This is a genomic window from Frankia sp. CgMI4, from assembly GCF_001756285.1.
Classification (GTDB): domain Bacteria; phylum Actinomycetota; class Actinomycetes; order Frankiales; family Frankiaceae; genus Frankia; species Frankia casuarinae.
This window is the reverse complement of sequence record NZ_MAQZ01000114.1, coordinates 20,180-43,521: the sequence shown is the minus strand read 5'-3', so window position 1 is coordinate 43,521 and position 23,342 is coordinate 20,180. Positions and strand designations below refer to the sequence as shown.

Genomic DNA, 23,342 nt, shown 5'->3' with positions numbered 1-23,342 from the left:
CGCCGTGYCGTCAGAGTGCCGCGCGGTGCCGTCAACGTGCGGATAAACTGTGCGGATAATCAGTTCCGGGTCAGGCCGTCCGGAGGGCGTCGTGGACGATTGCGGCGACCTGCTCGGTCTCGATCAGAAACCCGTCGTGCCCGCGCCGCGAGTGGACGACGCGCAACGGCGCGCCGACGCGCTCGGCGATGTACTCCTGCAGATGGAGGGGATAGAGCCGGTCGGAGTCGACCCCCGCGACGGTGAACGGCACCGGGCAGGACCGTAGCGCCGACGCGCGCCCCCCGCGCCCCCGGCCGACGTCCTGGGTCATCATCGCCCGGGTCAGTGCGACGTAAGTGCCGGCGTCGAACCGAGCGGCCAGCTTGCCGGCATGGTGGTCGAGGTAGGAGGCGACCTCGAACAACCCGTCGGGCCGGGTCCGATCCGCGAACCGCTCCTCCAGTTCGGCCTCGCTGCGATAGCTGATCTGGGCCACCCGCCGGGCCAGACCCATGCCGGTGTCCGGGCCGCGTCCGCCGGGCCGGCCGTGGTAGTCGCCGCCGTTCCAGGCCGGGTCGTCGATGATCGCACGAAGCTGCACCGCGGACAACCCGATCTGCTCCGCCGTCGCAGCCGCGCCGCAGGCCAGGACCACGGCGTGGTCGACCCGGTCGGGATGGCCGACAGCCCACTCCAGGGCCCGCATGCCCCCCATCGAGCCGCCGACCACCGCGGCCCAGCGCCGGATGCCGAGCGCGTCGGCGACGGCGACCTCCACCGTGACCTGATCGGAGATCGTGATCTCGGGCCATCGGCCGCCCCAGGGTCGGCCGTCCGGCGCGGGACTGGCTGGCCCGGTCGTGCCCTGACAGCCGCCCAGCACATTCGGACAGACCACGAAGAGGCGATCGGTATCGAGGGCCCGCCCAGGCCCGATCAGGCCATCCCACCAGCCTGGGGTGGGATGGCCCGGCCCGGGCGGGCCGACGGCGTGACTGTCCCCGGTGAGCGCGTGCAGKACCAGCACCGCGTTGGTGGYCGCGGCGTCGAGGCGGCCCCACGTCTCGTAGGCCACCGTCACGCCGGGCAGGATGCCGCCGCGTTCCAGCTGCAGCGGTCCCGGCAGGTCGACGAACCGGCGCCGTCCCACCGGGTCGATCCCGGCGCGCCATGCCCCGGAGGCGGGCGGTGGCGTCGGCGGTATCGGTTGGACCGTCGGCGGTATCGGTTGGACCGTCGGCGGTACCGGTTCGACCGAAAGGGCCGCACCGGTGCCACGCGACTCAGCTCTTGGCCGCACGGAACCCGGCATCGAGGTCGGCCAGGATGTCGTCGATCCCCTCGATGCCGACCGACAGGCGGACGAGATCCGGGGTGACCCCGGTCGCGGTCTGCTCGGCCTCGGTGAGCTGGGAGTGCGTCGTCGTCGCGGGATGGATAATCAGTGAGCGGACGTCGCCGACGTTCGCCAGATGGCTGAACAGCTCGACCCCCTCGACGAACTTCTTCCCGGCCTCGGCGCCACCGACGATGCCGAAGGACAGGATCGCGCCGGCGCCGCGGGGGAGCACCTTCTGCGCCCGGGAGTACCACCGCGACGATGGCAGGCCCGGGTAGGCCACCCAACTCACCTCGTCGCGCGCATCGAGCCACTCGGCGACCCGCCGGGCGTTCGCGGTGTGCCGCTCGATCCGCAGCGACAGCGTCTCCAGACCCTGGAGCAGCAGGAACGAGTTGAACGGGGAGATCGCCGGGCCGAGGTCGCGCAGTAGCTGCACTCGTGCCTTGGCGATGTACGAGCCGTGACCGAGCGCGTCCCAGTAGACTAGACCGTGGTAGCTCGGGTCGGGAGTGGTGAAGTTCGCGAACCGGCCGGAGGCGCCGAAGTCGAACCGGCCGCCGTCGACGATGAYGCCGCCGATCGCGGTGCCGTGGCCGCCGATGAACTTCGTCGCCGAGTGGACGACGATGTCCGCGCCGTGCTCCAGCGGCCGGTACAGATAGGGCGTCGCGAGGGTGTTGTCAACGATGAGCGGGATCCCGTGCGCGTGGGCGACCTCGGAGATCCCGACGGTGTCGAGGACGTCGCCGCGGGGGTTGCCGATCGTTTCCCCGTAGAACGCCTTCGTGGTGGGCCGTACCGCCGCCCGCCACTCCTCGAGATCATCGGGATCGCCGACGAAGGAGACCTCGATGCCCAGCTTCGGCAGGGTGTAGTGGAACAGGTTGTACGTCCCGCCGTACAGGCTGGCCGAGGAGACCACGTGGTCGCCGGCCTCGGCCAGGTTCAGGATCGCCAGCGTCTCCGCGGCCTGCCCCGACGCCGCCGCGAGCGCCCCGATCCCACCTTCGAGGGCGGCGATGCGCTGCTCGAAGACGTCCTGAGTGGGGTTCATGATCCGGGTGTAGATGTTTCCGGGCTCACCGAGGGCGAACAGAGCGGCGGCGTGGTCGGTGTCGCGGAAGACGTAGCTGGTGGTCTGGTAGATCGGCACGGCTCGGGCGCCGGTCGCCGGGTCCGGCTGGGCTCCCGCGTGGATCTGCTGGGTCTCGAACGACCAGCTCTCGGTGCTCATAGGGTGATTCTCCCCGGGTCGAAGTCGGTGTTCGGTGTCAGTGGTGTTGGTGGTGTCAGTGGTGTTGGTGGTGTTGGCGGTGTTGGCGGTGTTGGCGGTGTCGGCGGTGGGGCGCCGGYGTGTCGGCGGTGTACTGGGCGCCGGCCGTGGGGCGCTGGCCGGGCACCGATGYCTCTGCGACTAATCCGCGATGGCTGTCCTCGTCCGCGGTTCCTCACGGTTGCTCGCGCGGTGCGGCGGTGGACGGTCCGGCTKCCGAACCGGGCCRCTTCCCCGGGGCCCGGTCGGAATGCCTAAGATCGTGTGGTACGGAAAAGGTCAGGAGCCTGGACACAGCCCGTCGAAGGCGGCCGTGCGGGATGGGTGACCATTCGGTGTACCGATGTTCGGGCATCCCCCCGAACATCGCAGAGCGGCGCGCAACCGTCCCGGATATCCGGCATACGACCTCACGGCTTCGACGCTAGCAGCGTGTCGGGTCGTTGTCCGCGGCGGGTGCAGATTTTCCACCGGAGAAGTGAACAATCGCAGGCGCGGGATGGGCTCTGGACCGTGCTCGAGGCCGTGCCCCGGGCTGCCGGGGGAGTCGAGGGCGGCCCGGGCGGGGTGCGGGGACGGTCCCGGCCGGCAGGCCGCCGGCCATACACGTGAAGCCGAGGGCGACCGGGATCTTCGCGCAGGGCGCGCACCAGCACGCCGGTCCTCATTTCCGCTACGACCACAGCACCTAGTTACGGCAATCGAACATGAGTTCGACATCGGGGGTTGTGTGATCTACGCTTGATCCATGACCATCACTGCCGGCCCGGCCCTCGGGCAGCATTTGGTGCCGTCGGGTTTGGCGGTAGTGGCCGAGCAGGTCGGCGGCCTGTTGGATGCGCCGGTGTGGTCGTTGTCGGATGCCGAGTTGTACGGCGCCCTGGACGACTGTTCGGTGGAGCTGGCCCGCCTGGCCGCGGTACGGCTCGCGCTGGTGCGAGAGGCCCACGGCCGGAACCTGGCCGTGCGGGAGGGGGCTACCAGCACCGCGGCGCTGCTGCGGGAACGGCTGCGGATCCGGCCGGGGGACGCCCATCGCCTGGTCGATCTGGCCCTGGCCCTGGCCGTGGACGGACCGCTGAGTGCCACCGGTGCGGCCCTGGCCGCCGGCGCGATCACGGTCGAGCAGGCGGTTGAGGTCCGCACGACGATCCGTTCTCTCCCCCGCGGCCTGGACGCGCAGGTGTACACCGCGGCGGAGGCATCCCTGCTGGAGCTGGCCCGGATGTTCGACCCCCGCGAACTGGYCCGTCTTGGCCGGCACCTGCGGGAACAACTCACCCGCATCGACACCAGCCCCGGCGGCGACGGCCCCGCCAACACCGGCAGCCAGAACGGCGACCGTGAGGGCGCCGACTCCGGCACGTCTCCCGGCCCCGCAGGGGGCCCGGCCGGCGATGACAACCAGAACCCCGGCAACGACAACCAGGATTCGGGCAACGGCAACCAGGATTCGGGCGACGCCCCCGCGGATCGGCGCGGCCTGTGGATCACCGATCTGCCCGGGGGTAGCACCCGTATCACCGGCGAACTCGACGCCGAAGCCGCCGCGCTCCTACGCAGCGCACTTGACCCGCTGGCCAAACCCCGCCCCGCCGACGACGGCACCCTCGACCCCCGCACACCTGCACAGCGCCGCGCCGACGCCCTCGTCGACCTCCTTCACCGCACCCTCGCCACCRCAGCCCTGCCCGTCACCGGCGGCGTGCGCCCCCACCTCACCGTCACCGTCTCCTGGACGGCACTACTCGGCCAGGGAGGTACGCCCGCCACCACCAGTTGGGGTCAACCCCTGCCGGCCAGTGTCCTGCGCCGGCTGGCCTGTGACGCCACGGTCACCCGCGTCGTCTTCGATGCGGCGAGCGTCCCCCTCGACGTCGGACGGGCCCACCGCACMGCACCCGCGGACCTACGCCGCGCCGTCATCGCCCGAGACGTCTGCTGTTCATTCCCGGGGTGTGATCGGCCGCCGTCATGGTGCGAAGTTCACCACGTTCGTCATTGGATAGACGGTGGAAGAACCTCACTTGACAATCTGGTACTACTGTGTGGATATCATCACAGGCTTATCCACCATCACGGCTGGATCGTCCGAATCGGCCACGATCGCCGGCCCGAATTCATCCCTCCGCCCTGGGTCGACTCCGACCAGATACCCCGACGCAACCCCTACAGCCGACATACCTCCGATCTCCTCCGTGCGGCAACAGTTGCATAGACCGGCTCATAGCTGAAGGAAGGTCCGAATTTGAAGGACCAGCTCAAAAACCTCCAGAATATCCTCGCTCGCGCTGCCGTGAACGGCGCTACACGACGAGCCTGTCGTCCGACTTCCCGGAGTGGCTCGCGTGGCGCCGTCGCCAGCACCACCTGGCCGCCAGGTGCGCGCCGCCAGGTATGCGCCGCCGGCGGCTCCAGGGCTCGCGTACAGGAGTCTCCGGGAGAGGGTCGCCCAGACCGCCACCATGGTCAGCAGTCCGGTGACGGCTTCGCCCAGCGGCCACGGCGCCGCGRCCACGGCGCCGAGCCCGGTGTGGCAGGCGGTGTGCTCGCCGTCCTCGAACTCGACGGACGCRCGGCCCGGTTCCGGCTGGAGAAGACCGAGCCGGACGGCACCCCCGGCGGCCTCGATCCGGTGCTGGTGGCGGATCTCGCGCCGGCGAGGTGATCCGTGGACGGGTCAGGGGGAGAACGATCCGGGTACCTACTCGTTCCGTGTCCGTGTCCTGGTCCTGGTCCCCGGCGTCGACTGTGACGCCGACGTCGCCCTCGATGATGGGTGTCCGACAGTCGTCACGGCCGTCCCCGGCGCGGGCCACTTGACTGTCGTCGTGGCCAGGTCGCGGGGGTAGACGGTTCTGAATGTCGTACCGGTGGTCTGTTCGATCGCTGTTGCGGAAAGTGTGTTCTGGTGGGTTCCGTCGAAATGGACGCCGTTCCACGGCATGATGGTCGAACTCGCGGGTAGATTCAGGGCGGTCAACGCGGAGCGGACCAGCTCACGATCCGTACTGYCCGCGTCATCGATTGCCTGCGCGATCGTGGTCATGGCGGTGAAGGCCTCGGCCGCATTCTCGGTCATCGGCGCCCCGAAATCGTGCAGATAGCGGTCGATTACTCTCGCGGCCAGCGGATTGGCCCGGGCGATGGGCATCGACCAGGCGACCTGGCGGCTGACCCGATCGGCGAACTCGGGAACCGCGGCGAGTCGGGCGGCCTCCGCCGGGTCGCCGTACACGACAACCGCGGGCGGTATGTATCCACCATCCCGGAAAGTGTTTCCCAGAATTGCGCCCTGACCGGGAGAAATATTCGTCAGTACAATGTCGGGTGCAGTGGCTTGCAGGGCGCCGACAGCGGCGGCCAGATCGCCCGTACCCGGCTGGCCCGTACCCGGCTGGTAGGCCACGCTCGCCACGATCGGGTAACCGGTCTCCTCGGCGAACTCCGCCACGGTCGCCTGCATATCGAGGCCGGTGGCGTCGTTGGTGTAGAGCAGGGCGACGCGTCGGCGTTCCTGGCCCGGCTGCTCGGCGTCACGCAGCAGGGACAGGAAGGCGCCGCCGTAGTCGGCCGCGTCGGGTCCGATCCGGAAGAACCAGCTCAGCCCACGTTCGGTCAGCGCCGTCAGCGACGGGCCCCCGCTGACGAACGGGATCCGCAGGCGTTCGGCCCGCTGGCTGGCTTCCAGGGTGGCGTCGGGGGTGAACGCGCCGACGATGCCCACGACGCCGTGGTCGGTCGCCAAGCGTGACGTGGCGTCCGCGGTCTGGCGCGGATCGCTACTTGTATCCAATGTCACAACAGAAAGGTGGGCCCGGCCGGCTGGCCCCCAGAGGTCTCTGGTCCCGTCGCTCGCCCAGCTTTCGCCGGCGTTGATGAGACGGCTGGCGAGCTCTGCTCCGCGTTGTGCGTCACGCCCCGTCTCGGTATCGCCATGGGTCATGGGGGCGAGCAGTCCGATCTTGACCTCGCCGGAAACTCGGGCCGGCTCGGCTTTGCCACCGCTACCACAGGCGGCCAGCACGACCGCGGAGAGAAGCGCAAGGCCCGCGACCGTGCTTCGAAACCCGTGGATCATCGTGCTCCCGCATGCCCGGCTCGGTGAGGAGTGAAAGCTGGCAGTGGCCAGCGGCGACACTAGTTGTTTGTCGGACAACAACCGCAGCCGGGCTGTCCAGCAGCGCGGGTGATTGACGGGGCCAATCGTCAGGCGAGCCTACTGGCGACCCCACCGGCGGCGACATCGGGCGCCCACATAGTCTTTGCCGGCCAAGGCATAGTCTTTGCCGGCCAGGGCCGGGACTGGCCTGGCGGGACAGTTCCAGAGGGCGATCCGAGAGGGCGAGAGGTACGGATCTCGTGGTCCAGCCGGGAAGAAGGCGGGTCGCGGCGGATGACCCGCCGGGCTCCTCTGCCGAGAGCCGGCATTGTGGCGCGGGCACACCCGGGGACCGGGAGCAGCCATCCCCGGTGCGGCGTCGGCGGCACTCGGCGGGGGCCGTGACCGTGACCGTGACCGGGGCCGCGGCCCCCGCCGTGGCTACGACCGGGGCGGGGGAGTTCCGATCGCGTCCGTGGCGGCGGCTGCGCCTGCACGACCTCCCCGTGCGCGGGAAGCTCTTCGCGGCCTTGGCGGTGCCCATGGCGGCCTTCTTGGCGGTAGCGATTCTCGCCGGCGTGACCTGGCTGTCCGACGCGGCCAGCTACGGTCACGGGGTGACCTCGGCGAGGCTCGGCCGGGATGTGACCGCGGCGGTGCACGAGATGCAGCTCGAGCGGGACCTCGCCGCGGGCTTCATCATGAGCGGGCGTGGCGCCGCCCCGACCAGCAGGGCGCTGGCCGACCGGCTGAACACCGAGCAGCGTGTCGTGGACAAGGTGCTAACCCGTTTCCAGGCCTCGCTGGGGTCCTCCTCCGGCCGTCTCGGCCGAGGGGCCTCCCCGCTGTCCGTGCGGGTGCGGCAGAGCATCGCCGCACTGCCCGCGCTGCGTCAGGCCGTCCGGGGCGGGAAGCTGCCCATCGGCGCGATCCTGAGCGAGTACTCGACCACGATCAGCCGCCTGCTCGCCTTCGACCGCCGGATCGGGCAGGACCGGGACGACGACGAGCTCCGCTACGCCACCACGGTCCTCAATGAYCTGTCGACCATCAAGGAGATCAACTCCCAGATCCGCGGTCAGCTCTACGCCGCGGCCCTCACCGGCCGGTTCGAGTTCGGCGCCGCCGAACGGATGTCCGGTCTCCTCGCCGAGGAGCAGACGGCCCAGGACGCGTTCCGCGCCGCAGCCCGACCCAGCGACCGGACCCGCTATGATCAGATCGTCAACGGTCAGGCGGTGCTGACGGTCAAGCGCACCTCCGACCGTGYCATCCAGCGTCAGCGGCTGCCCGACCTCGGCATCGATCCCGACCAGTGGTTCGCGGCCAGCACCACCCACATCGAGCTGCTGCGCACCGTCGAGACCGGACTGCTCGACGACGTCATCGGGTCCGCGAGCGACCTGCGCTCCACCGCCTGGGAGCGAACCGCCATCCTCGGCGCGCTGATCATCATTATCATGGCCGGTGCGATCGTGTGGACGCTGGCGATCGCGCGCACGATGACCGGCCCCCTGCGCAGACTGCGGACGGGCGCCCTCGACGTCGCCCACGAGCGCCTTCCCCGCCTGATCGAGCAGCTGCAAACCGCGTACCCGGACCAGGTCGACACGACGATCCGGTCCATCGCCGTCGACTCCCGCGACGAGATCGGCGAGGTCGCGCGCACCTTCGACGAGCTGCAGCACGAGGCGGTGCGGCTGGCCACCGAACAGGCCGGCCTGCGGCGCAACGTCAACACCCTGTTCCTGAGCCTGTCCCGGCGCAGCCAGAGCCTCATCGAACGGCAGATCGCGCTCATCGACCGGCTGGAGGCCAGCGAGGAGAACCCCCTCCAGCTGGAGAACCTGTTCAAGCTCGACCACCTGGCGACCCGGATGCGCCGCAACAGCGAGAACCTGCTCGTGCTCGCGGGGGCCGGCCCGGGCCGGCGCCGGGCGGGTCCGGTACCGCTGGGTGACGTGCTGCAGGCCGCGATCGGCGAGATCGAGCAGTACGAACGGATCCAGATCATCGAGGTGCCGGAGGTGCAGGTTGCGGCCGACTCCGTCAACCACGTCGTCCACCTCGTCGCCGAGCTGTTGGAGAACGCCGCCCAGTTCTCCCCGCCATACCTCGCGGTCGACCTCGCGGCGTCCCGCCTTGACGACGGCGGATTGCTCATCATCATCGACGACGCCGGCCTCGGGATGTCGGAGAAGGAGYTGACCGCAGCCAACCAGCGGCTGGCCGAGCCTCCGGTGTTCGACTTCTCGATCGCCCAACGCCTCGGCCTGTTCGTCGTGGCCCGCCTGGCCGCGCGGCACGACATCGAGGTGCGGCTGGCACGCTCGGATACCGGCGGGGTTCGCGCGCTCGTCCATCTGCCCGCCGTGCTGCTCGTCGCGGGCAGCGCGTCTCGTGGCAGCGCGTCTCGTGGCAGCGCGTCTCATGGCAGCGCGTCTCATGGCAGCGCGTCTCATGGCAGCGCGTCTCATGGCAACGGCCTGGCGGCTCCCGGCCTGGCGGGGCCCGGTGCGACGGGCCTGAACGGTTACGGGCCTGCGGGGCCTGCTGGGCCTGCGGGGTCGCTCGGCGGTCCCGATACGCCGCCGGCCGCTCTCGGCTCCTACACCTCCTACACACCGACCGAGGAGTGGTTCCGGCCGCGCGGTGTCGATCTCGACGTCGTTGACGAGCTCGCCGACGACGCCGACCTGCCCACCGCGGCCGAGGCGGGTGGCGGGTCGCGTCCGGGCGCCGCCACGGGATCGGATGGCGGGGCCGCCCTGCCTCCGATAGAGGAGGCGGTGGCCGCGCTCCGTCGTCGGCGCGAGCGTGGGGCGGACAGAAGGATGCGCGCCGCCGCGGTGCGGTCGCCCGAGCCCTCCGAGCCCTCCGAGGTCCCCGAGGTCCCCGAGGAGAAGTTCAACTGGTTCACGCGAGATCCGGCACCGTCGCGTTCCGCGGAGCGCATCCCACCCGCGTCCCTTGAGCCACCCGCGTCCCTTGAGCCACCCGCGTCCCTTGAGCCACCCGCGTCCCTTGAGCCACCCGCGTCCCTTGAGCCCTCAGCGGCCGGTGGGGCGACACGGTCAGGCGGGGCGATAACCGTCGGTGGGGTACCGGGCTCAGGCGAAGCGGCGGTGAGTGACCATCCCCCCATCGGGCCAGACGGTCCCAGGACCCCCTCCGGGCTGCCGATCCGCGCCCCGCAGACCCACGGGCTCCTCGGCCCGGACCCGTTGGGCACGCCCCCGTCCAGGTCCGCGACCGCTCGCCCCCCCGATGCCGGTCCCGACCTTTTCGGCCCGGCAGCGGCGCTCACGCCGGCCCCGGAACGGCAGACGGTGGCGCCCGAACGGATCCGCGGCCGCCTGAGCCGACTGTACGAAGGCGTTCACCATGCCCGTGGTGTCAAGGGAGACCCCTGACGAGCCTGGCGGGGACGGATGACCATCCGCACCCTTCCTGCCTGCGCGCGGACACCACACCGTCTGATTCGCACCGTCTGATTCGCATAGTCTGGAGGACGCGTGACCCGCGCGGATCCCGAGCATCCCTCGCTCGACTGGCTCGTCAACAACTTCGTCGACTTCGTGCCCGGCGTGGCCAATGCGATCGTCGCGTCCTCGGACGGGCATCTCCTCGCCGTCTGCACTGGTCTCCCGCGGGAGCGGGCGGAACGGCTGGGTTCTCTCGCGTCCGGTCTGTTCAGCCTGACCCTGGCCGCCRCCGACTTCGTGGACGGCGGCCACGTCACCCAGACCATCGTCGAGATGGCCCAGGGCTCGCTGCTGCTCATGGCAGTCGGGGAGGGGTCCTATCTGGCCGTGCTCGCCACCAACACCTGCGATATCGGGCTCGTAGGGTACGAGATGACGGTGCTCGTCGCCCGGACCCGGGAGGCGCTCACCCCGGCCCGCCGCGAAAGTGTGTGACCAGGTGTCCACCAGGTGACATCCCCCATGACCCCATACCCCTATGACCAGGTGATCAGGTGATCACGTGAACGGGGACGCGGTGGAGCCGTCGGGCGAGCTTGTGCGGCCGTACACGGCGACCCGCGGCCGGGCGCGCCCGTCCCGTCTGCTGGCGCTCGAGGCCATGGTGACCACGACACCGCTCGGCCGCGGGCGGCTGTCCGTCCTGCTTCTCRAACAGAAGTCGATCGTCGCGATGTGCGTGCAGCCTCAGTCGGTGATCGAGATCGCGGCCGAGCTGCGTTTGCCCGTGGGCGTCGTCCGCGTGCTCGTCGCCGACGCGGCGGCGGACCGCCTGGTAGAGATCTCCCAGCTCACCATGCCGACGGGAGCCCCGCAGCTCGAGTTGCTCGACCGGGTACTCGCCGGCCTGCGTCGCATCTGAGACGGCGCGCTCTGAGACGGCGCGCTCTGAGACGGCGCGCTCTGAGACGGCGCGCTCTGAGACGGCGCGGCATTCCGCGCCGCTGGGCTGGACAGAGCATTGAGCTTACGTGAAGCTTCGGATCGCGCTCATTCTGTCACGTCGCCTCAGAGGGACGATCGATATGATCCAAAAGCTGATGCCTCCCGTGTCCCGCCATCCGCTCACCCGCGCGCTCGTCACACGTACCCCCCTCGCCCGGGGGATCATCGATCGCTTCGTCGCCGGCCCGTCCGATACGGACGCGATCGCCGCGGTAGCCGGACTTGCCGACCTCGGCCTCCTGGCGACAGTGGATCTRCTCGGTGAGGACATCACCCGTGCGCAGGACGCGGCCGACACTCTGCTGGCCTACCTCGGGCTGCTCGACCTCGCCGACCGCGCGGGGATCGCCGCCGGTCTCGACGTCTCGGTGAAGCTGTCCGCGCTCGGTCAGGCCGTGCCCCGCGACGGCCGCAAGCTGTCATACGAGAACGCCGCCGAGCTCTGCGCGCGGGCAGCGGCGGCGAACGCGACGGTCACCCTGGACATGGAGGATCACACCACCACGGACTCGACGTTGGACACCCTGGTGGAGCTGCGTCGCGACTTCCCCTTCGTCGGCGCCGTCCTGCAGGCGCAGCTTCTGCGCACCGAGACGGACTGCCGTGACCTCGCCACCGCCGGGTCACGGGTGCGGCTGTGCAAGGGCGCCTACCGCGAACCGTCCGCCGTGGCCTACCAGGGACGTCCGGCCGTCGCCGCCGCGTACGCCCGCTGTCTGGGAATCCTGCTCACYGGATCGGGCTATCCCATGATTGCCACTCACGATCCCGCCCTCCTGAACCTCGCCTGCCGGTTCGCCGAGCACGWGGGACGCCTGCCCGCGACCTTCGAATACCAGTTGCTGTACGGGGTACGCCCGGGCGAGCAGCGGCGGTTGGCGTCGACCGGGGCCACGGTGCGGGTGTATGTGCCCTACGGGGCGGACTGCGTGCCGTACCTGACCCGGCGGCTGGTGGAGAGACCCACGAACCTGCTGCTTGCCGCCCGCGCGCTCCGGAGTCGGGCCTGAGACGCGGCGGGCCTGGGACGCGGCGGGCCTGGGACGCGGCGGGCCTGGGACGCGGCGGGCCTGGGACGCGGCGGGCCTGGGACGCGGCGGGCCTGGGATTATGGGCGGGCCTGGGACGCGGCGGGCCTGGGATTATGGGCGGGCCTGGGACGCGGCGGGCCTGGGATTATGGGCGGGCCTGGGACGCGGGCTGGTTGGACGGGGGACGGAGCGTGCGACGGGACGAAGCAGAGCGCGTGGCGACCGGACCGGTGACGRTTCCGGTCGCGCGTAACGAACCGACCCGTTCCTACGCCCCGGGTAGCCCGGAACGTGCCAGTCTGCGGCGGGCCCTGCTCCGGCTGGGCGGTGAGCACATCGAGCTGACTAACACGATCGGGGGACACCAGCATCTCGGCGGCGGCCCGGCCCGCGACGTCGTGCAGCCTCATGCATACCGGCGGGTGCTCGGAACGCTGCGAGAGAGCACCCACGCGGACGCGGCCGCGGCGGTCGCCGCGGCGAAGAAGGCCGCCCCCGGCTGGCGGGATCTGGGTTTCGCGGGACGGGCCGCGGTGCTCCTGCGCGCCGCGGAGGCGCTCGCCGGCCCGTGGCGGGACACGCTGAACGCGGCCACCATGCTGGGCCAGTCGAAGACCTGCCAACAGGCGGAGATCGACGCCGCCTGCGAGCTGATCGACTTCTGGCGGTTCAACGTGATGTTCGCCGCCGAGTTGCTGGCCGACGTGCCGGCCAGCGGGATCGGGGAATGGAACCGGCTGGATCTGCGTCCACTGGAGGGATTCGTCTACGCGGTCAGTCCGTTCAACTTCACCGCCATCGCCGGGAACCTGGCGACCGCGCCGGCGTTGATGGGGAACACTGTCGTCTGGAAGCCGGCTCCCACGCAGGCGTTCGCCGCACATTTCCTGATGCGGCTGCTGGAATCGGCGGGGTTGCCGCCCGGCGTCATCAACCTCGTCGGCGGTTCGGGTGAACCGGTCAGCGACGTGGTGTTCTCCGACCCGGATCTGGCCGGCGTTCATTTCACCGGTTCTCCCGCCGTCTTCGCCCGGCTGTGGCGGGCGGTCGGCGAGAATCTGGACGGCTACCGTTCCTATCCGCGGATCGTCGGGGAGACCGGTGGCAAGGACTTCGTGGTGGCGCATCCCTCGGCCGACGTCGACGTGCTGCGTACCGCGCTGCTGCGGGGGTCCTTCGAGTACAGCGGCCAGAAATGCTCGGCGGCCTCCCGGGCGTACCTGCCCGCAAGCCTGTGGCGGCGCCTGGACGCCGAACTCGCCGCCGCGACCGAGGCACTGTCGGTGGGGGACGTCAGCGACTTCGACCATTTCACCGGTGCGGTCATCGACGCGCGCGCCTACGATCGCCTGGCCGCCGCGTGCACCCGCGCTGCCAGCGATTCGACCGTCACCGTTCTCGCCGGGGCACAGTGCGATGACGCTGTCGGCTGGTTCGTCCGGCCGACGGTGCTGCTCGGCACCGATCCCGGGCGGGAGTGGTTCACCCGCGAGCTGTTCGGCCCGATCCTGTCGGTTCACGTCTACGACGACAACCGGCCAGGTGCCTGGGACGACGTGCTGACACTGATCGATCGGACCTCGTCCTACGCGCTCACCGGTGCCGTCGTCGCGACCGACCGCTCGGCGATCGCTCGCGCCGAACACGTGCTGCGCTTCGCGGCCGGCAACTTCTACGTCAATGACAAGCCGACCGGGGCCGTGGTCGGCAGGCAGCCGTTCGGCGGCGCTCGCCGTTCCGGTACCAACGACAAGGCCGGTTCCGCGCAGAACCTGCTGCGCTGGGTCAGCCCACGGGTGATCAAGGAGAATCTCGCTCCGCCTGCCGACCACGTGTATCCCCACATGGGGCCCGGGGCCTTTGGCGCGTCCGGCGGTGGCGCGTCCGGCGGCGGTGGCGTGGGTGGGCTGCCGGACGACTCCGCCGGGGGTCCCCCGGCCCCTGACCGTGCCCCCTGACTGCGCCCCGTGTCCGTGCCCCCGGAATCCGGTAAACGCGCAGACGTTTCCCTGAGAGGATCTTAGACTGATATTCCTGATTGGTCCGCTACCCCGGGAGGCGACATGTCCGGATCTACTCATGGGCGTCACATTTTGACCTTCTGCGGAAAATGCAACTGTGGTTGCCCGGAGCTCTTCGTCGACCACGAAGCTCCGGCGGAGCGGCGCATCGTGCTGACCGACGACTTCGGCCAGCGGATCCAGATGAGCGTCGAACAGCTCCAGGCCATCATCGACGAGGCCCGTGCCGGCAGCATCACCGCACTGGTCGATGCCGAACTTGCCCTGGGCGTGAGCTGACGTGCGACGTGCCGTAACTGGACGGGAGCCCGCGGATCGGGGTGTCACCGGGTGGGGTCGGCGGGGGCCGTCGGATCGGTGACACACCACCACCCGGCAGCGGCGCACGCACTGGCCCCACCGCAGGCGGTGGCCGTCGTTGCCGCGGCCGTCTGCGCGTTGCTGGCGATGTTCCACGCCGGACGTCTTGCCGGCGCGCTTGCGCGAGCCCGGCGGAGGGCCGTGTACCCACCGGTCGAGATCGGGCACACGGTGGTGGCCGCGGGAATGGCCGTCATGTTCGTCGGCCCACGCTGGATGACGTCGTCGGTGGTGTTCGCCGTCGCCTATCTGGCGCTGGCCGGCGTCTTCTTCCTCCTTGTCCTGACGGACCCGACCTGCGAGCCGTCGCGGTGGTCCTGTTGCTCGATGCTCGTCATCGAGGGCTTGGCGATGGCGTGCATGGCCCGGGCGGGCAGGTGGCCGGTCGATGATTCGACCGGTCTGACGAATCTGACCGACTGGTTCGCGGTGATCTTCGCTGCGGCGGTGGTGGCTGCTGTCGGTGGCCCGCTGGTCCGCAGGGTCAGGCCGGGCTGGGTGACCCACCCGCCGCCGGCGACATCGGCCGCGTCCCGGCTGGTCATGGCCGGCGCGATGCTGCTGATGCTGCTCTGACGGACGGGTGCCGGTCCTGACGGGCGGCTGCCGGTCTACCCGCCTTATTCCCGTCGGTATTCCTACCGGTGTGGCCCGAACGGGTATGGATGGGCGTTGAATGGAGGCCATGAGCCAGCCACTCGCCACCTTCGCGGGGGGCCCCGCCGCGGGCCCCCCGTTCGCCCTGGAAGAGGGCGATCGCATGCTGCGGGTACGCCTCGACGGCGGCGAGATGTACGCCAAGCAGGGATCCATGGTGGCCTATCGCGGCCGCGTCGACTTCGCCTACAAGGGCCAGGGAGTCGGTGGATTCCTGCGGCGGGCGGTGACTGGTGAGGGCCAGGACCTGATGAGGGTGGCCGGCCACGGAACCGTCTGGTTCGCCGAGTCCGGAAGCCACATCTCGGTCTTCACGCTCGACAACGACAGCCTGACGGTCAACGGCCGCAGTCTGCTCGCGCTGGAGTCCGGCATCCGCTACAAGGTCACCACGACGTCCGGCGGCATCGGCGCCATGATCGCCGGTGGGATCTTCAACACCGAGGTTTCCGGCAGCGGCGGCGTCGCCGTGCTGTGCCTGGGCGCTCCCCTGGTGTTGTCGACGGACGAGCCGGTCTGCGTCGACCGGGATGCCGCGGTCGCCTGGACGGCGGGCGTGCGTACCCGGGTGGTCTCCTCGTTCAAGATAGGCAACCTCGTGGGGCGTAGTTCGGGGGAGCTCGCGCAGATCGAGTACTCCGGTCGGGGGGGATTCGTCGTCGTCCAATGTGGTGAGACGCCGGCCGCCGGGACCGGCACCGACCGGCACTGAACCGACTGCCGGCAGCGTGCCGGCAGGGGCTCGTCTGGTCGGGCGAAGTCGCTGCGGGGGAATGACGCCATGATTATGACGGTTCGTCGCACGCTGCCCGCACGCTTCCTCTGTGCGGGATTTCTATCCTACAGTAAAACTTACCTGCACTTACGTTCATGCGGATGTGAGGGGTCCGGGTTCAGGTTCGCTGCGAAATCCGTATCCGTGTGATGTGCTGTCCGCTGGAGGTTCCGCCCGTCGGCTCGCGCGGACCGTCGGAGGTCATCGCCGCTGGTTGAGGCGCCACGACGGGTCGATCAAGCGGCGTGGGACGGGGCACTCCCTCGGTGTGATGACGAACGACGTCCGGCCGGCGATGCCCGACGGGAGGTGGAGGTTATATGGTGACGCGTGGTGACGCGGAAATCATCGAACTTCTGAACAGCGTGCTGACGAACGAGCTCACGACCGTCAACCAGTATTTTCTGCACAGTCGTATGCAACGTAACTGGGGATATCGACGGATCGCCGAGCACTATTATCACGAGTCGATCGACGAGATGAAGCACGCGGATCAGCTCATCGAGCGGGTGCTGTATCTCGGCGGTCTGCCGAACTTGCAGCGTCTGCACACGCTGCGTATCGGGGAGACGGTGCCCGAGCAGCTCGAGGTGGACCGGTCCGGGGAGTTTGAGGCGGTTGACCTGCTGCGCCGGGGGGTCGCACTCTGCCGGGAGCGGGGCGACGTCGGATCGGCCGTGCTCCTCGAGCGGATCCTCGTCTCCGAGGAGGAGCACATCGACTGGCTCGACGCCCAGCTGGAGCTGATCTCCCAGCTTGGTGCGGCCCATTACCTCGCCCAACAGATCCATGAGGAGTAGCGGAAGGTAGTGGATGGTGGCGATGAATGGCGGAGTAATCCCGTTTTCGTTTCCTCGTCGTTACGCACCGTTGTTGGCGATGTGAACGGGCCGATCCTTTGAGTGTCATGGTGTCGGGTCTCGCCATGCAGGACCCATCCGACTGGCGATAGTGTCCAGTCGGGGGGATCGCGCGGAGGATCGCAGCAGCGAAGCCGACCGTCCACAGGGTGCCGTTGAGGCGGTGCCGCGGGAGAGGGGAGGGGCGAGCCGATGAGCATCGCCAGGTTCTGTCCGCCTCCTCCGCCCCGGGTGGCCGCCGGCTCCACCGCASCGCCCATCTGACCTCCGAGAGCTCCACGCGGGGACTCCTCGGATGAATTCCTTATGAATGGAAAGGATCGTGCGCTAGTGGCGACGTACACGCTGCCGGACCTGAACTACGACTACGGTGCTCTGGAACCGTCCATTATCGGGCAGATAGTCGAACTGCACCACGACAAGCACCACGCGACCTACGTCAAGGGTGCCAATGACACCCTTGAGAAGATCGCCGAGGCGCGCGACAAGGGCGACTTCGGTGCCATCGTGGGCCTGGAGAAGACGCTCGCCTTCAACCTTTCCGGGCATATTCTCCACTCGATCTACTGGGAGAACCTCTCGCCGGACGGCGGGGACAAGCCGGACGGTGCGCTCGGTGAGGCCATCGCCGCCGACTTCGGTTCCTTCGACGCCTTCAAGGCGCAACTGAACGCGGTGACCACCACGGTGCAGGGTTCCGGGTGGGGCGTCCTGGCCTACGACGCCACCGCGCAACGTCTGCTCATCGAGCAGGTGTACGACCACCAGGGCAACGTCGGCGTGGGCAACACCCCGCTGCTCGTGTTCGACGCCTGGGAGCATGCCTGGTACCTGCAGTACAAGAACGTCAAGGTCGACTACGTGGCGGCCCTGTGGAACGTCGTCAACTGGGCCGACGTGGCCGCCCGTTTCGTGAAGGCCAAGGGCGCGGCGGCGGCCTGACCGTGCGGGCTGGTTCCCCGAGGCACAGGACCGTGCCCGGAGAGCCGAGATAGTTGATCATCAAACGTGCGCGAAAAATGTGTACGGATCATGACAAGGGCAGCGCCTCCGGCGGTGCCCTTGTCGTCGTTTTCCGGTGTTTCGGGGCGGGGGCCACGAGGTCCGGTCACCGGCTTCGCGGCCGGCTTCCCAGCTGACCTTGCCGCCGGTCCGGCCGACCGGACACCTTTCGGTCGACGTCACGTCAGCGTCTGGTCGGCGTGTCGTGGAGTGATGTACGACACACCGTGAACGGCTTGACGGCTTCCCTTCCCGCTACGCAGGGTAGTAGACATGTTCGTGGACGTGCTCCGGCCCGATCGACGCCAGTCCGAGATCCTCCCGTCGCCGTCGTCCTGGCGACGTTGTCGCTGATCTGCCGGCGGTCCCGAGCCTGCCGGCGGTCCCGAGCCGAGCGATCCGTCCCGGCCGCGGGCGGCCAGCGGTTCGGCATCCTCCGCAGCCCGATGAGCTCCTGACGTTCGCCGGCAGGCGACGTGCGGCAGCCGCGTGTCCCTCCGGTCGCCGGGCCGTCGGACCGATCATCGGCGGGCCGGACACCTTCCCTCTCCCACTCTTCAAGCCTTCTCCGCGTCCGCGAGCTTTCACCGCGTCCTCAAGCCTTCTCCGCGTCCTCAAGCCTTCTCCGCGTCCTCAAACCCTCACCGAGTCTCCGAGGCGAGATCAACGATTGATGTCACCTCGACGCCRCGCACGCGGCACGTCCGGCCCGTCTGCCGCGACGATCCGTTTCGTCCGAAGGAGATCTGGCGCCGATGCCGTCGCCGACCACTCAGTTGTCCGTCGATGATCCACGGATGGCCTCGCCCACCTCGCCCACCTCGTCCGCGGCGGGCAGGCAGTCCCGCGCCCGCACCATCGTCGGTCCGCAGCGGGGCAACTCCGTCGTGCCGACCGCAGGCAGGCCGGCCGCGACACCCATCGCACCCATCGTCTCTCCGGCGTCGATCGTCTCTCCGGCGTCCACCGCCGTCCCGGCCGCGACCCCGGTTCCGTCGACGCGTCGGCTCCCGGCGGCCTCTCCCGCCTCCGGAGGGGCACCCGGGGAATACGTGCGTGCCGTGGTCGCGGTGCTGCTCGGGCGCGGTGAGCAGGCCGGCCCGTTCCACCTTCTCGCCGATCGGCTCGCGCTGGACGGCTACCTGGTGACCGTCGTTCCCGACGGTGGCCGCCKGGTGCCCGCGGTGGCCGAGAACCGGGTGCCGGGTGTCCCGTTCGTCCTCCTCGGTTCCGACACGGGGGCCCTCGCGGCGCTGGCGATGGCCGCCTCCCCCGCGGTACGTCCCGACGGTGTGATCATGGTCGGCCTGCCGCTCCTGCAGGTTCCCGTCGCGGGGGTGGCCATCGAGGAACCGTTGCCGCGTGCCCTGCCCGACCTCCCGATCCTGCTCATCCACGGTGCGCAGGACGAGGTCAGCCCGCTACCCCTGATCCGGATGACGACGCGCACCGCGTCCCGGGCGGAGCTCGTGGTCGTCCCGGGCGGCCACGACGTGCTGACGGGTCCGGGGCGTCGCAGCGTCGCCGCGCGGACCCTGCTCTTCCTGGAGTCCCTCCGCGAGGCCTGACCCCGGCGGGTCTGCCGGCCCGGGGAGGGCAGCGGGTCGTGATCGTCGCCGCCCGCATACTCGGCATGGCCGTTCGGCCCACTCGGTAAGGGCCGAACGGCCAGCCGGGCGTGACATCCGGCGGATCGGCTGGTCCGTCCCGGCAGGGCACTGCTGACGACACCGCCGCCGGACCCCCGCGGGTCCTGAAGATGCCCAAACCCGTCGTGGTCGGATCCGTGGACCTGCGACGGCGACAGGCACGGGAAGACGCCTGCCAGACCGAGGTGGCCCTCAACCGGCGGCTGGCGCCGGACGTGTACCTCGCCGTCGCGGACGTCCGCGACGAGGCCGGCCTCCTGCGTGATCACATGGTCGTCATGCGTCGGCTGCCCGTCGCGCGCCGACTGACGACGCTGGTCGAGCGGGGCGGGTGGGTTGATCCACAGCTGCGAGACCCCGGTGCGGATCGGTGCGGATCGGTGCGGCGGGCAGCCTGGCGGCTATGCAGGCTCGCTGGCTGGACCTGCTGCGCGCCGAGGAACGTTCCCGCCGGTTCCGGCGATACGAGCCCCTCGTCGTTGCTTAGAGTAATCGGATCGGGGTGAAGCGCGTACGCTTAGTTGCTGTGACGGCTGTAACGTCGCTGCCGCCCACGCAGAGTGGGGGAGCCTCCCCGGCCGGTCGCCGAGCGACCGCGCGTCGTCGCCGTGGCGGTGGGGAGCCCGGTGGCCCGGGCGGCCCGCGAGCGCGGTGGGGCACGCGGCTCGCGCGGGCCGTGCTGGGCATCGCGGCGCGATGCGACGCGGGTGTCCGGCTCGTCGGGCTGCTGGCGTTTCTCGTGGTCGCGCTCGCGTTGTTCGGGTTGACGCTGCACGGAGTGGTCACTCATCGGCTGGACGCGACCGACGGCCTGGTGAGTCGGCACGGCCGAGCGCTCGCCACGGCTCAGGAGCTGCGGGCCGCCCTCTCCCAGGCGGATGCCGCCGCGGCGGCGGAGGTCTTCGCGCCCGTCGAGCTTCTCGTCGGCAGGGGAGAGTCCGCCGCCGAGCTGCGGCAGCGCTATGATCGGATCAAGAACGGTGGGCTGTTCGAGGCGAGTGTCGCCGATGCCGCCCGTGACGTCCTGGACCTGCGCCGACTAGACCCGGCCCTGTGCGCCGCGGACCCGCCCTGGTCCGACCCCGCGGCGCCGCCACCCGGACCCGACGGCGCAGGGACCCGGCCGTCGTCCGGGCGGATCGCCTCGTCGTGCCCCCTGGACGTGCTTGCCGGCGGCATTCCCGTCTACAACGGGATGGTCGAACGGGCCCGGGCGAACAACCGGGCGGGGCTGTCCGTCGGCGAGGCCAACCTGCGGGCCGCCTCGACGATGATGCGCACGGAGATCCTTCCGGCGACCGAGGWGCTCGTCGCCCGGTACGCCGACGCGGTGGACACCGCCTACCAGCAGGCCACCGGCTCACGGGGGGAATGGGCGATCGTGATCACGGCCGCCCTCGCGATCATCGCGCTCGTCGGCGTCCAGCTGCTTCTGGTCCGACGCACGAACCGACTGGTCAACCCGGGCCTGCTGCTCGGCACCGGGTGCATCCTGGCCACGGTCACCTGGACCGCGGTCGCCTTCGGGACCCAGCAGACCCGTCTTGACACCGCGCAGGACTCCGGGTATCGACCGATGAGCCTGCTCGCCCGATCGAAGACCCTGGCTCTGGAGGCACGGGTCGATGAGAACCTCTCGCTGACGGCGCTCGGCAACGGCACCCGTTTCGACGAGCACTTCGCCTGGGTGACCCRAGGCCTCGGCTTCGACGTGACCGGTGACCGCCTACCGCCCGAACCGGTCACCCGTCGTGGTTCACTCGTCGTCGCCCTCGACGCGCGCGGGGGGGCCGGGATACCGGCGGGACTCGAGAGCGATCTGCGCTCCTGGCTGCGTAGCCGGGCCTCGGTGGTGGCTCTGCTGGCCTCGTCACCGGACTCGGTCGTCGCGGCCGCGCGAGGACCGGGAGACGCCGGCTCCTCCGTCGGGGACCCGCGTTCCTCCGACACGTTCGGACAGGCGGTGACCCGGACCCTCGGGCCGGGCACGACGGCGTTCACCAGCTTCCTCGGCAAGCTCGACGTCGCGATCGACGCCGCCCGGGGCAGGTTCGAAGGAGATGTCCGCCGGGCCGCCGCGGCGTTGCGCGATCTCGAGCTGGCCGGCCCGGCGCTTGTCCTCACCGCGATCGTCGCGGCCGCGGCGGGGATGTGGCCCCGGCTCCGGGAGTACCTGTGAGCCCGCCCGGTCGGACCGGGCGCCGGACCGGGCGGACCACCCGCCGGCACCCTTCCATCCCGACGGGGGCAGTGGGCCCGCTGCTTGGGGGGATCCTCGTTGGCTGCATGGTCCTCGTGGGCGGTACGGGCTGCAGTACCGCCCGTAGCCCCCTTCCGCTGGAGGCCGCCCCGATGCCGCCATCACCGGTGCCGGACGCCGAGCCCACGCGGGCGTCGGCGGAATCGGCCAACCCGGATGGAACCTGTCGCCGGGATGGCAGACCGCTCCGGTCGAGCGAACCACCCCTCACCCCGATGCCTCCCCCCGGCCGGATGCCGGTGGGCAGCCGCATGCGCGCGATCGCGCGGGACCGCGGCTACCTGCGCGTGGGCATCGCTACCGACGCGCCCCCGGCCGGGTTGATGAACTGGCGCACCCTGCGACTGGAGGGTTTCGACGTYGGCATAGCCCGCGCGGTCGCAGCGGCCATCTTCGGCGCCGAGCGGGTCGACGATCATGTCCAGTTCCGTGCCGTCACCACCTCCGAGCGGGAGGACCTGCTCCGTTCCGGCATGGTCGACATGCTCGTGGCTACCATGACCATCACCTGCGAGCGCAAGCGGCAGGTCCGGTTCTCCGACGTGTACTACGAGTCGACCCTGCGGTTGCTGGTTCGGGAGAACGCCGGGTTCCGCGGTATCGCCGATCTCGTCGGACGGCCGGTCTGCTCGTCGGCGGGGAGCACGTCCAGCGAGAAGCTGGCGCGGCTGCCGGCGCCGGGACCCCGACCGGTGACCCGGGCCCRCCTCGCGGACTGCCTGGTCGCGCTCCAGCACGGTGACGTCGACGCGATCGCCGGCGACGATGTCCTCCTCGCCGGACTGGCCGCCCAGGACCCCTACACGACGGTGCTCGGGCCGAGCGCCTTCGGCGCGGACTTCGAAGCCGGCGGCCGGCTCGACGAGCCCTACGGTATCGCCATGCCGATCACCGGGGACACGGCGGGAGACGACGAGTTCGTCGCGTTCGTCAACGGCGTGCTTCGCGAGATCATGCTCGACGGAACCTGGTCCCGCCTGTATGACGAGTGGCTGCGACCGGGCCTACGCGTACCCGGCCGCCCCCCGCTGCTCGACGGTGGCCGTCCCTGACCGGGCCGTGAGCTGGCGGGCCGGGCGAGYCACGAGATCGAAACCGGTGATTCATGATGAATGACGCGCACCCGAGCCCTGGTGCCCGAGCCCCGATGGTTGTCACAGTTCGGACGGTAGACCGACAAGCCGTGCGCCGGCGTCCCAGAGCTGGTTGCAGCGCGCGACGTCGGTGGTGTGCGATGCGGTTATGACCGTCTCGTGCCGGACGAAGAAACGCCCGCTGACACCATTGATTTCGGGACTGGTCGCGAGCCATGCCGGCGTATCGGCACCGACGTCGGGGCCAGGCCTGAACGGATCGAGCATCGCGCTGAACACCCGCAGTGCGCCGCGGGAATCTCGGCCGAGTCCGTCTTGCTGATAATGCCCGGATGAGCGCCGTTCACCGTGATGCGGGAGCCGGTGAGCCGCCGACCACGACGAAGCGCGCTGGCCGGTCACTCATGGGGCCGATCAGCGAGCRCAGCAGCAGGTACGGCGCGAGATGGTTGGTGGCCAGGGTTCGCTGGATACCTTCGGAGGTGATATCGCCGAGCTCCACAG

Annotated in this window: 21 protein-coding genes; 16 read left to right on the top strand and 5 right to left on the bottom strand. The window is 70.1% G+C overall.

Annotated elements, in window-relative coordinates; translation table 11 throughout:
- Nucleotides 1-70: 70 nt before the first annotated feature.
- The gene (locus Manayef4_RS19210; RefSeq protein WP_083282565.1) at nt 71-1,294 is read right to left on the bottom strand and encodes a homoserine O-acetyltransferase; all 1,224 of its coding nucleotides are present in this window, start codon (nt 1,292-1,294) and stop codon (nt 71-73) included.
- A complete protein-coding gene (locus Manayef4_RS19205) occupies nt 1,266-2,558 on the bottom strand; it encodes a bifunctional o-acetylhomoserine/o-acetylserine sulfhydrylase (RefSeq protein WP_070132669.1) in 1,293 nt (430 codons plus the stop codon). The genes Manayef4_RS19210 and Manayef4_RS19205 overlap by 29 nt, the downstream gene beginning before the upstream one ends.
- Before the next feature lie 787 nt (nt 2,559-3,345).
- Here Manayef4_RS19205 and Manayef4_RS19200 point away from each other — a divergent pair.
- Together Manayef4_RS19200 and Manayef4_RS26420 are read left to right on the top strand one after the other, a co-directional pair.
- Nucleotides 3,346-4,815, top strand: coding sequence for an HNH endonuclease signature motif containing protein (locus tag Manayef4_RS19200; RefSeq protein WP_070132667.1), 1,470 nt, complete (start codon nt 3,346-3,348; stop codon nt 4,813-4,815).
- Nucleotides 4,816-5,130: 315 nt separating this feature from the next.
- Nucleotides 5,131-5,265, top strand: a complete 135-nt coding sequence (locus tag Manayef4_RS26420; RefSeq protein ID WP_256388625.1) for a hypothetical protein — start codon at nt 5,131-5,133, stop codon at nt 5,263-5,265.
- Nucleotides 5,266-5,301: 36 nt separating this feature from the next.
- Here the strand turns inward: Manayef4_RS26420 and Manayef4_RS19195 are convergent, their stop codons facing one another.
- Nucleotides 5,302-6,678: an ABC transporter substrate-binding protein gene (locus tag Manayef4_RS19195; RefSeq protein WP_070132665.1), complete on the bottom strand. Its 1,377-nt coding sequence runs from the start codon at nt 6,676-6,678 to the stop codon at nt 5,302-5,304.
- A 422-nt stretch (nt 6,679-7,100) separates the two neighbouring features.
- Between Manayef4_RS19195 and Manayef4_RS19190 the strand changes: the two genes are divergently transcribed.
- The 14 genes from Manayef4_RS19190 (at nt 7,101) to Manayef4_RS19125 (ending at nt 22,796) form a co-directional block, all read left to right on the top strand.
- Nucleotides 7,101-10,112 (top strand): nitrate- and nitrite sensing domain-containing protein, encoded by a 3,012-nt coding sequence (locus tag Manayef4_RS19190; protein ID WP_254665746.1) that lies wholly within the window; start codon nt 7,101-7,103, stop codon nt 10,110-10,112.
- 102 nt (nt 10,113-10,214) lie between these two features.
- On the top strand, nt 10,215-10,619 hold the full coding sequence (locus Manayef4_RS19185) for a roadblock/LC7 domain-containing protein (RefSeq protein ID WP_070132662.1): 405 nt from the start codon (nt 10,215-10,217) through the stop codon (nt 10,617-10,619).
- Between the two features lie 67 nt (nt 10,620-10,686).
- Entirely contained in the window at nt 10,687-11,046 is a 360-nt protein-coding gene (locus tag Manayef4_RS19180) for a DUF742 domain-containing protein (RefSeq protein ID WP_070132661.1), read from the top strand.
- 163 nt (nt 11,047-11,209) lie between these two features.
- Entirely contained in the window at nt 11,210-12,139 is a 930-nt protein-coding gene (locus Manayef4_RS19175; protein ID WP_070132660.1) for a proline dehydrogenase family protein, read from the top strand.
- Nucleotides 12,140-12,375: 236 nt separating this feature from the next.
- Nucleotides 12,376-14,118 carry an L-glutamate gamma-semialdehyde dehydrogenase gene (gene pruA, locus Manayef4_RS19170; RefSeq protein WP_254665744.1) on the top strand — a complete coding sequence of 581 codons (1,743 nt, stop codon included), beginning with the start codon at nt 12,376-12,378 and terminating at the stop codon, nt 14,116-14,118.
- Nucleotides 14,119-14,223: 105 nt separating this feature from the next.
- A complete protein-coding gene (locus Manayef4_RS26785) occupies nt 14,224-14,460 on the top strand; it encodes a hypothetical protein (RefSeq protein WP_011437208.1) in 237 nt (78 codons plus the stop codon).
- Nucleotides 14,461-14,538: 78 nt separating this feature from the next.
- Nucleotides 14,539-15,117 carry a DUF5134 domain-containing protein gene (locus Manayef4_RS19160; protein WP_108913494.1) on the top strand — a complete coding sequence of 193 codons (579 nt, stop codon included), beginning with the start codon at nt 14,539-14,541 and terminating at the stop codon, nt 15,115-15,117.
- Between the two features lie 100 nt (nt 15,118-15,217).
- A complete protein-coding gene (locus tag Manayef4_RS19155; protein WP_011437206.1) occupies nt 15,218-15,910 on the top strand; it encodes an AIM24 family protein in 693 nt (230 codons plus the stop codon).
- A gap of 383 nt (nt 15,911-16,293) precedes the next feature.
- A complete protein-coding gene (gene bfr / locus Manayef4_RS19150; protein WP_011437205.1) occupies nt 16,294-16,773 on the top strand; it encodes a bacterioferritin in 480 nt (159 codons plus the stop codon).
- Nucleotides 16,774-17,163: 390 nt separating this feature from the next.
- Complete coding sequence (locus tag Manayef4_RS19145; protein ID WP_011437204.1) at nt 17,164-17,775, top strand: superoxide dismutase; 612 nt, start codon at nt 17,164-17,166, stop codon at nt 17,773-17,775.
- A gap of 1,121 nt (nt 17,776-18,896) precedes the next feature.
- Complete coding sequence (locus tag Manayef4_RS19140) at nt 18,897-19,403, top strand: alpha/beta hydrolase (protein WP_254665755.1); 507 nt, start codon at nt 18,897-18,899, stop codon at nt 19,401-19,403.
- A gap of 191 nt (nt 19,404-19,594) precedes the next feature.
- Nucleotides 19,595-19,990 carry a hypothetical protein gene (locus Manayef4_RS26780; protein ID WP_011437202.1) on the top strand — a complete coding sequence of 132 codons (396 nt, stop codon included), beginning with the start codon at nt 19,595-19,597 and terminating at the stop codon, nt 19,988-19,990.
- A 20-nt stretch (nt 19,991-20,010) separates the two neighbouring features.
- A complete protein-coding gene (locus tag Manayef4_RS19130) occupies nt 20,011-21,663 on the top strand; it encodes a hypothetical protein (protein WP_254665743.1) in 1,653 nt (550 codons plus the stop codon).
- 332 nt (nt 21,664-21,995) lie between these two features.
- The gene (locus tag Manayef4_RS19125; RefSeq protein ID WP_254665742.1) at nt 21,996-22,796 is read left to right on the top strand and encodes a glutamate ABC transporter substrate-binding protein; all 801 of its coding nucleotides are present in this window, start codon (nt 21,996-21,998) and stop codon (nt 22,794-22,796) included.
- Nucleotides 22,797-22,898: 102 nt separating this feature from the next.
- Here the strand turns inward: Manayef4_RS19125 and Manayef4_RS19120 are convergent, their stop codons facing one another.
- Together Manayef4_RS19120 and Manayef4_RS25175 are read right to left on the bottom strand one after the other, a co-directional pair.
- Entirely contained in the window at nt 22,899-23,105 is a 207-nt protein-coding gene (locus Manayef4_RS19120) for a hypothetical protein (RefSeq protein ID WP_023840757.1), read from the bottom strand.
- 76 nt (nt 23,106-23,181) lie between these two features.
- Entirely contained in the window at nt 23,182-23,340 is a 159-nt protein-coding gene (locus Manayef4_RS25175) for a hypothetical protein (protein ID WP_175443431.1), read from the bottom strand.
- Nucleotides 23,341-23,342: the final 2 nt, after the last annotated feature.

Bases quoted from the DNA above. Each gene is read 5' to 3' on its own strand.
- bfr (WP_011437205.1), top strand. From the start codon at position 16,294: ATGGTGACGCGTGGTGACGCGGAAATCATCGAACTTCTGAACAGCGTG.
- Manayef4_RS26785 (WP_011437208.1), top strand. From the start codon at position 14,224: ATGTCCGGATCTACTCATGGGCGTCACATTTTGACCTTCTGCGGAAAA.
- Manayef4_RS19120 (WP_023840757.1), bottom strand. From the start codon at position 23,105: ATGCTCGATCCGTTCAGGCCTGGCCCCGACGTCGGTGCCGATACGCCG.
- Manayef4_RS26780 (WP_011437202.1), top strand. From the start codon at position 19,595: ATGCCCAAACCCGTCGTGGTCGGATCCGTGGACCTGCGACGGCGACAG.
- Manayef4_RS19155 (WP_011437206.1), top strand. From the start codon at position 15,218: ATGGAGGCCATGAGCCAGCCACTCGCCACCTTCGCGGGGGGCCCCGCC.